General features: G+C 46.4%; 7 protein-coding genes and 1 tRNA gene. 2 read left to right on the forward strand and 6 right to left on the reverse strand.

The annotated features are described in order from the left end of the window. Both ACEW8P_RS04660 and ACEW8P_RS04665 read left to right on the forward strand, forming a co-directional pair. Positions 1 to 552: MFS transporter (locus ACEW8P_RS04660; RefSeq protein WP_373511941.1), on the forward strand; the 552-nt coding region annotated here is incomplete at its 5' end. Between the two features lie 18 nt (positions 553 to 570). Beyond that, positions 571 to 645, forward strand: a tRNA-Val gene (locus tag ACEW8P_RS04665). Between the two features lie 223 nt (positions 646 to 868). On the opposite strand, the gene ACEW8P_RS04670 is transcribed toward ACEW8P_RS04665, so the two are convergent. The 6 genes from ACEW8P_RS04670 to ACEW8P_RS04695 all read right to left on the reverse strand — a co-directional run. After that, positions 869 to 1,879 (reverse strand): hypothetical protein, encoded by a 1,011-nt coding sequence (locus ACEW8P_RS04670; RefSeq protein WP_373511942.1) that lies wholly within the window; start codon positions 1,877 to 1,879, stop codon positions 869 to 871. A 3-nt stretch (positions 1,880 to 1,882) separates the two neighbouring features. Further along, positions 1,883 to 4,552: a hypothetical protein gene (locus tag ACEW8P_RS04675; RefSeq protein ID WP_373511943.1), complete on the reverse strand. Its 2,670-nt coding sequence runs from the start codon at positions 4,550 to 4,552 to the stop codon at positions 1,883 to 1,885. An 89-nt stretch (positions 4,553 to 4,641) separates the two neighbouring features. After that, positions 4,642 to 5,361: a glycosyltransferase family 2 protein gene (locus ACEW8P_RS04680; protein ID WP_373511947.1), complete on the reverse strand. Its 720-nt coding sequence runs from the start codon at positions 5,359 to 5,361 to the stop codon at positions 4,642 to 4,644. Between the two features lie 194 nt (positions 5,362 to 5,555). Further along, positions 5,556 to 6,668 carry an acyltransferase family protein gene (locus ACEW8P_RS04685; protein ID WP_373511944.1) on the reverse strand — a complete coding sequence of 371 codons (1,113 nt, stop codon included), beginning with the start codon at positions 6,666 to 6,668 and terminating at the stop codon, positions 5,556 to 5,558. Next, the gene (locus ACEW8P_RS04690; protein ID WP_373511945.1) at positions 6,665 to 8,359 is read right to left on the reverse strand and encodes a hypothetical protein; all 1,695 of its coding nucleotides are present in this window, start codon (positions 8,357 to 8,359) and stop codon (positions 6,665 to 6,667) included. The genes ACEW8P_RS04685 and ACEW8P_RS04690 overlap by 4 nt, the downstream gene beginning before the upstream one ends. Then, positions 8,356 to 9,283, reverse strand: a 928-nt coding sequence (locus ACEW8P_RS04695; RefSeq protein WP_373511946.1) for a transketolase family protein, incomplete at its 5' end; no start/stop codon positions are given. The genes ACEW8P_RS04695 and ACEW8P_RS04690, both read right to left, overlap by 4 nt.

Genomic DNA, 9,283 nt, shown 5'->3' on the forward strand with positions numbered 1-9,283 from the left:
ATTTTCAATATGGGCGTCCAGACCGTCATGTACGTTGCGACTATTTTTGGTGCCAATGAGCTGAAACTACCCGCCCAGAGCCTGATTATCACGGTGTTGGTGATTCAAATTGTCGGGATAGTTGGGTCATATGTTTTCTCCTATCTCTCGTCGAAACTGGGCAATATTTACGCCTTGATGATTGGGGTGGCGATTTGGACAGGCATTTGCGTAGGTGCTTACTACATCACCCAAGCCAATGAGTTTTATGTATTGGCGGCTGTCGTAGGAATGGTAATGGGAGGAGTGCAGTCCCTTTCAAGAGCTACTTATTCGAAACTCATTCCCGAAGACACGCAGGACACGGCCTCCTATTTTAGCTTTTACGATGTGTGCGAAAAATCCTCGGTCGTATTGGGGACGCTGGTCTATGGTTTTGTGGAGCAAATGACGGGCAGTATGCGCAACAGCGTTTTGGCTTTAATGGTGATTTTTATTGCAGGGTTGCTGCTGCTTTCGCGTATACCTTCGCAAAAAGTATATCGCTACCGTTTGCAGAATCAGCCAAATTAGTATCTTTGTCCTCCACAAAGGATGTTAGCTCAGTTGGTTCAGAGCGCCGCCTTGACAGGGCGGAGGTCAGCGGTTCGAGCCCGCTACGTCCTACTTCATATTCTATATCCCCGTAAATTATTAATTTGCGGGGATTTTTTGTGAGTACCTAGTCGTCTCGTCCTTTTCTCTCAAATCCCTAGTCTTCGTTTTTCTTTTACGGTGTTTCTTGCCCCAATCAATTTTCGGACAAGCGATTCTCCTTTAAGTTTATATCTCGTAAACTACCCTTTATTTTTATGGGCGTCACATTCTGTCAGAATTACGGGATAATAATCTAAATATCGCTGTTCCCAAGTACCAACAAATTCACTTTTTCGAGCCAAATGCGTTGTCCTGCGCAAGACCAATGTGAATCACCTATGAGATAAGCGTTCTGCTTCATTTTCCTGAACTCGTTCATGACCCCAATGTTAGGTACCATAAGTTTAGGATGTCTGCTGATTCTGTCGATAATTCGGTTGTAAGTACCGTAGGTGGGCATAAGTACCGTGGCTTTATTAGGAATAATCGAAAACCAGACATCATCGAAACCTAATTTTTTTAAGTACTTTTTATTAAAATTGATTACTGCGACCAACGAGTCAATTTCGGTGTCCGATACGTAATTGTAGGAGGAATTTATTAAAGTACTATCGGTGTCTTCGTAGTAGGCCAGCGTACTGCCGTCGCCTGAGAGCGTCACTTTTGGATCGGTTCGGTCGAAAAATCGCTGATTGATCCAGCTCTTCATCTCTCTGAATTTCAGCATATGATCGAACTGAAAAAGAATGGTGTTCAATCGATCCTCTACTCCATCCGAGGCAAACATTCGGTCGAGCCGTTGCATAATGCGAGTATCGGACGGCAAAGTAATGAAGGTCGATGAATCAGGGAATATATTGGCGATGGGTGCGCCAAAATGCGGTCTGACATTTCGTTCGACCGATTCCAATAGAATGATATTGTGGAAAGTCGTATCTAGTTTGAAATGTAAGTTCTCCCCCCAATGTGCCCACGTATAGGTCGTTACCGCAAAGTCAGAGGAGTCGATACGTTGCTTTTCGGTAAAACTATCGCCAATAATATAGAGTGCAATCTTTTGCGTTGGCTTCGAAACTGGTAGTTCTGGGCATTCTGCTTTTGGATCCTTGAATTCTTCCAGATTGGCGAGACGGTACAAATCTCCATAGCGGTAATCGTCAGGAATAATCTCGTTTCTATACAGAGTAGCGAGAATCTCGTTGCTACATCCGGCCAGCCAGATCATCCCGAAAAAAAGCAATACCAGAACACGCACGACTTTCATAGATCAGCGAATCTTTATAGTCCAAGTCTTGTACTTTTCACCTTCATGGGCAAAAATGAACAGCTTATAGTAAGCCGCTTGATAGGATATCTTTACGGGCAAATCGGAGGAAATAGGTTTGTCGCCCAAACGACGGCCGGTCATGTCAAAAATCGAAGTATAGCCCCCCGAACTAATAGATATAAACCGATTGTCAACCCCAAAATAATGGTATTGTAATTTAGAATTTGGAGCAATGTTCTCAATTTCGAATAGCTCATTGCCTGCCTGATCAAAGATAGCGGCGCGAGTATTGGAAGCCCGTAAAAACAACCAATCCAGCGAATTGTAGTCAAAAAGTGTAGTGAATCGGGACGATGACTCCGGGCGATAGAGCTGTTTTCGCTCCAAAATATTTCCCGCGACATCCGCTCGTAGCAATTCGCCGTACGCACTCACACCCACCAGTTCGGGTTGGGCTGTATTGATGTTTTGCGTCCAGGCAAAGGCGCCTGCTATGCGCGTCAGCATATCGACCGGGAAGCCGGGCCGGATGGTACCGTCTTCTTTGATCAGATAGACCAGACCATTTTCCTGGGTTATGATTAGCGAGCGGCTACCCAATTGGTTGAGAGATACGATGGGTAGTTTCAGGCCGGAAAAATTTTTGAAACGGTTGATTTTGCGAGGCATTTTACCGGGATTCTCCCACAAGAATAAGTTTTCGGCGGCATCCACAACGACAAATCGGCTGCTCCCTTCTCCTCCGCCTTCGATTCGAACTACTTCTACAATTGGCTGGGTAGAAGGAATTCCGACCCTGATAGCTGTCACGATGCCGTTTTCATCCTCGTCAATAGCATACAGACTTTGGGGCGTGGCAAGCACTAGTTGCTGACGACCTATATTGAGGAAATCTACCCGTAACGGGGAAGCAACGACTGGCCCATCGAGCGTAGTGATTGGAAGTGCCTTGTCGTAGCTGGCGTCAGGCCTCAACAAGCGAAATTTTTCATCAACTAATAACAGCTGGGCAGCTCCTTCGTCTTGGTTTTGAGAGATAGCTATGAATGCGTCATTCCCCTCAACCCATTCTATTTCTCCGGCCAGGAAAGTACGATTCAGTACTTTACCAGAGGTTCTCCGCTTCTTGGGCAGAATAGTTAATTGCGGAATAATCCTGCGGCCATTTACCCTAGACTCGAAAACAATGGTTTCGATATTCTCTGAGAAAACACCGCCCATAGCTCGATTGCTGTTGATCTTGCGCAAACTTGCCACCATCGCTAACTGAGCGGGCGGCTGGCTGGAAATCAATACGCTATCCAGTTCTGGAGACTGCTGCCAGGTGATGCGATTCTCGTAGTCGGAGATATAATTGCGTAACCCTTGCGAGCTGTTGCTAAATACCAGATAGGGGGCAATATAAGTGATATATGCTCGCGGAAAACCCGAGAATAACGGGCCGTAGAGCGCGGACGGTAGTTCGGGAATTGGGATGGAAAACAGGTCGTAGCCTTGGTACTTGTCGATCGATACATTCGATTCGGTCGTCGCTAAACGGGCTAAGTTAGCGAGAATAGGGCGAAGTTTGTCGTAGTTGGCATACTCGATCATTGCCAGTTTGCCGTCGGTAATAGTGTTGTTGCCTTCGATCTGACAAAGAATCAGTTCCGAACCCACATTATTTATCAGCTCATCCCGCTGATTATCAATGTGATAGCGAAGTTTCTCCCACGCAGCGGAGGAGTAGTCGTCATGCCAATCCTGAAAGTTTTCTTTGAATTCCAGACTATCTCCGCTGGCTATCCGAAAGAACTGGGAAGTTTGCTGAGAAATGTAGTGGTGACGGCTAAACGCTTTGCCTACTTGTCCGTCGAGCCAGGCAGTCAGGTAGTTTTTAACCGTTTTTCCACCTGTCGACTCAAAAACAATCTTGAATTTGTCGGTGTCTGATAAGTGATAATCCTGAAACGTGGGCAAAAATTTGAAAAATTCGGAGAGGGCAGCCTGAGAATTGAGCAAACCAGATAGCAGCGTTTTCCAAATGGTATTCTTGATATAGATGCTAAGTCCGTAGGGTGAGTCGTTCGAATTTTGAAATTGATCCTTAAGTGCAAATTCGCTAACTGACTCCTTACTTCTACGCACTACATCTTCTATCAAATCACCGTATTGGCTAATAATTAGGTAGTTGTCCTTTATTATATATGAGCAAACGGGTTTGGAATTCAGGTCATTAATATCGGTGATGCTCACTCCTTGGTAGGAATGACTTAAGACCCGCACGTCTTGTCGATTAGGTTTCGACCACCAATCGACCTCCATCTCATTTGTTAATGGGACATAGAGGATGAGTCCGAAACCAGAAGAAGTTCGAGGATGGTACGAGAAGGTAAGAGTCTTTTGACGCAGGGTCCTTTCAAAGACTTGCTGATCGGGCGTGATCCAGAGCAGCAACGACAAGCTTCCCCCGGCTTCGTTTACCAGCGGAAATTGCTTGACATTGATAGCCGCCTCAGTAACGAGAAAGGTGGAGTCTTGTAAGCGTTCACTGGTGATGACCGCGCTGGCGTTGGCTGGGATATACCCCCAGGCTGCTCGTGATTGACTTCCATCCCTGAACAAAAAATAAGCAGCCACCGCCAAAACGGCGACAATCAGAATCGGTAGCGCGTATTTTTTTAGATTCAAAGGGGCAAGGACTTAAAGTGTTAAACCTCGTGACACACAAAGTCTTGAAAAATAAGGAGTATGTAGAATTGATAAGAGACTTCCACTCATCATTCCCGCAATGATTTCACTTTGTTATTCAACTCGATGCGGAAGCGGAGTAGTTCACGGAAACTACGGACGCAAACTTTCCACAAATTCCATTTCACAATAGAAACCTCTCCCGTCTCACGATCCTTATGTGTGATGGGAATGTCATAAAGTTTCTCGCCCGCCTTTTTGGCCATGACAGCCAGAAAAATGTTTGGGGCGAAAGGTGCGGGATCGGGTAGTTGCTGAAGGAGTTTTTTAAGGAAGTTTCCTTCAATCAAGCGAAATGGAATATTGCTGTCTAGTATATAGGTTCCGTAAACTGTTGAAATAGTACCACGAAGTACTCTGGTGATGAATAGTCTGACCGTTGCGTCGTGCCTTATTTCACGATAACCAAGAATGAATTTCGATTCATTCCGCTTTTCCCACAGTTTATCGAAGTCGTCCGTAACGAATTGGTCGTCACTGTCCGTTTGGAAAACATGCTGAGAGTTAAGCGCTACCGCTTTTTTATACCCATTGACCACCGCGTTCCCGTGTCCACCGTTGGGCTGGTTCACAACCGTGAGGCGTGGGTTCGTAGGTGCCATTTTATCCAGCAATTCCCCAGTTCGATCTTTGGAGCCGTCGTTGATGACGATGAGGGTCGTCTCATCATTCGGAAATTTGTTTTTCAGGAAATCCGTCCAGTTCGCCACGACTTTCTCAATGCAGTCGGCTTCGTTGTAGGCGGGCATTACAATGCTTAGTAACAAAACGTTAGGGAATATTGAATGGTGATTTACTAAATTTAAATGGGTCGCCCGTACAAATAAGAATAGGGAGTATTAAGTACCTTGTACTTGATTGATGGGGCAATCCGGAGATTTCATCTGAGAAACCCATTTCTCAGGATCAAAAAGCGATTGGCAAAAATACGGAAATTATTCCCTTATCTGGCGTATCGGTCTTTCAGGTTATTGATGGGTTTTTCAATGAATTGCCAGGATAAAGCGGCCAGGCCAGCAGTAAGCAAAAAGAAAAAAATCATTTGGAAAACCATGGTGCCTGCTAATTCAGGAGCCCAGCTTTGAAATTTGTTGAGCAGTCGTAGGGTAGGGTGGTTAGGCTGGGTATGAAAATGATTATAGACGAAGTTGTGGTACAAATACATCCCGTAGCTGATTTTGCCCAGATAATTACTTACTGGGTTTTCCAAGAACCACTTCATAAAACCTCCGAAACCCAGCACTGCCTTGCCGATCAGGAAGGCACAAAACACAGAACTAACAAAGCGGTCCACGACATCGTTGGCGATATTGTGCAGCTCCACTTGAGATTTTGACCAAACTACCACCAACACCCAGGCACCAAGACCGACTAATATCCAGATCGGATTAATAAAAATCTTGGTAAAAAGCTCCGGACGGCGTAGTTGTAGCCAGGCCATCAGGCCGCCCAGTCCGAATGAATCCAGACACATGGGCATTGAAACGTAGTTGACCATCCACTCGTAGCCCGCCAAATAAAAGTACAGTCGCAGGGCCACACTCAGGACAACCATTGACACCAGGCTAGTCACCAGCCACTTGCGCGGAACCAGGAAAATAAGAAATGGGAAAAATATATAAAACTGCTCCTCCACCGCCAGCGACCAAAAATGGTCAATCACGCCCATCCAATGCTGGTTGAAGGCAATGTAGATGTTCGTAGCGTACAGAAGGCACCAGCCAATCGTATCACGCACGGGTGGTACATTCAGAGCAAAGAGTATGGCGACAGTCAGGTAATAAATTGGAAAAATCCGTAAAGTTCTGCGGATGAAGAATTTACGCAGGTACTTACCCATTCCTCCTTCCTGGTCGATGTTTTTCTCCCGACTCACCATCAGAATGCGCGTGATGAGAAAACCACTCAACACGAAGAAAAGGGTTACGCCCAGCGGTCCGTAAGGAACCACATTGAACTCAGCCAGCCAGTGATCCACCAATACCAGTGCTACGGCCACAAAACGGAGGCCGTCCAACTGAATGAGGTATCCCGAATTTGTCGCGCGCGTTTTCACCAGTTCGTCCTAATTTTCTTCTCCGCAAGCTGCCGGGTAGTGATCGAATCTTTCCCCATCAGAATACCAACGTGATCGCCCTGCTTCCAGAGTATTCCGAATGCGTAACGTCCCTTATCGACTTTATAATAGGGAATATTACTGTAAAAGCCGGGGGCAAAATAGACTTGGTGAAGAAAAAGTTCTTTCCGATTTGTGTTCCGGCGGCGGTCGGCGGGAAAAAGGTAATACCTTTTGGCTGAGCTTAACACAAAATAAACCCCGCTGTCTTGTAACCGTTGACTGGTGTAATTGTCGTTGCGGATTTCGATGCCCTGCTCAGTTAACCGGACAGTGGTATTATTAAATAATTCCGTCAGTCCGGCGGTGTTTCCAGCGAAGGACTGACGAGATGCAGTTTGAATCAATGGTAACAGACTAACATAAAAAACGGGTGGAGCTTCTACGAGAGATCCGGCCAGCGTTGTGTCTTTGAAAGCGGTTAAGGAGTGATCGGTATAGGTCGAATTAAAGTGTTCAGTTGTCTGAAACTTCCGCAGATTGTAAGCATCGACCAAATGGAAATGATTACTGAAAACCATATACATGGCATTTAAAAAAACAATCCCGGATACGTAAGGCGACAAAAAGCTACCGCGAATGGGTATAACTATATAGAGATAAGCGACCAAGAGCAAAAGGAAGGAATATATCTTGTAACGACTTGTAAGCAATCCCTCCAATCCGAACCCCACGCGGGAATACACTACAATCGCGGCTGTCCCCAAAATGAAAAGGACGATTCCCAGACAGAACAAATCAGTTATTTTAGCAAAATCATAATCATAACGGTTCCTAATCAGGCTGAACAATGTTGCTGACCCGACGGAAATAGCCACGAGAAACATGATCGCTCCGAGAAAAAAGGCAGCTTGAGGATGGTTCTGTACAGGGAATGCCTCAGCAAAAGATCCCAGAAAATAAAAGTACCCTTTGACAAAACTACCCACGCCAAAATGTGTGTCCGGACTAGCGTGTGACCGTTGAAAGTCAAGAAAATATACCAGCAAGTACCCCGCACTTACCGCCAGCCAGACGATCAACCGCCGCCAGCGGGGGGCAAGCAGCAGCAACACCGCCCCAATGGGCAGCACTAAAAGGCCATTGCCACTGGTCAGACAAGCCAAAGCAGCCAGCAATAACGACAGGATGAAAAGGCCTCGCCGTCTAGAAACACAGCAGTAGAGCGCCCAAGCCGAAAGTACCACGACGCCGAAGTTCTGCACGGCAGCCATGCCCCAGTACATGTTTTCGTAATGGGAAAGTGTCAGCCAAACGAAGGGGACTGGAATTAAAGCGTAAAAAGGCTTTTTGTTTTTTACCAAAAGAATCCACCACAACCCGATTATCCCCAGTAAAGTAACATTCCCGTAGAGCATCAACCGCTTGAAATTGAGAGCTCCGTAGACTTTATAATCCAGCAACGCTACATAGCGCGTCACGGAGATCCGGTGTTCATTATGTTGCCGGAAAAGAGCCTGAATTTTACCTGAAAAATCGGGCGCTTGCAGGTACTCGACCAAAAAGGCTTTGAGGGCGTGGTCGTCCCATTTTGGGATATTGATAGCGTAGTAGTTCCAGACCCAGAAGAAAATCCCGATCGGGATCAGCAGCGTCAGGCTCACAAGAAGTTGGGAAGCCCGCTGGCTCATGCGCGCTGTAATAGGTTGAGGAGGGCGGCTTCGAGGCTCGCAGCATCGAGCAGCGAATTCTTTTGGTGGAATTGCTGGCTACCGTATTTGTGATCTGGATATCCTTGCGCCCGAAAACTCTGGAATGAATCGGGCCGGATGCCTTTTTCCAAAAGCTGTACTGATAATTGTTGCGCCAGACCCCCAGTACTCACATGTTCCTCAGCGACGATAATGCGTGAGGATTCATGCAAGATTTTTTGGATGTCTTGCGGCATTTCCAGCGGGAAAGTATTGGCGGCAACTATAGTAACTAAGTCATTTAACTCCTCATTTCCAATCACGGCACCCAACGCGTTGTTGGTGATCGGTCCTAACGTAATTACCGAAATTTCTGGGGCTTCGGGTTTATGGACTACCTTGAAAGAACCTGATTGATAGCTGTTTTCAGGAGTTAGTTTGCCCGCACCCAACCGAAGGTAAGCAGGGCGGGCCACGCTGGCAATTTGATTGACGACACTTTCTATTTCATCGGAGAAAGCTGGAACGTGTGCCGTGACATTCTGTAATCCAGTCAAACAAGCTAAGTCCTCTAGCGTATGGTGGCTACTGCCCATAATGCCGTAGCCGTAACCACCGCCGTTGGCCACCAAAAAAACGGGCAGATCATGAAAGCAAACATCGTTACGAAATTGCTCCAGACAACGATAAACCACGAAAGGCGCAATGCTGTAACAGAACACTTTATAGCCCTTGTACGCCATTCCAGCCGCGACGCCTACCATGTTTTGTTCGGCCACACCCGCATTAATAAAGCGATTGCCCAGCGTATCTCGCAGGTTCTCGAAGGCATTGTAGCCCAAGTCACCGGTGATGAAAACGATAGACTCGTCCTCCGTCGCCAGTTTTTCGATGGATTGTGAAAATTCTACTCTCATTTGTTCA

The organism is Persicitalea sp. (assembly GCF_041751555.1).
Taxonomy (GTDB): Bacteria; Bacteroidota; Bacteroidia; order Cytophagales; family Spirosomataceae; genus Persicitalea.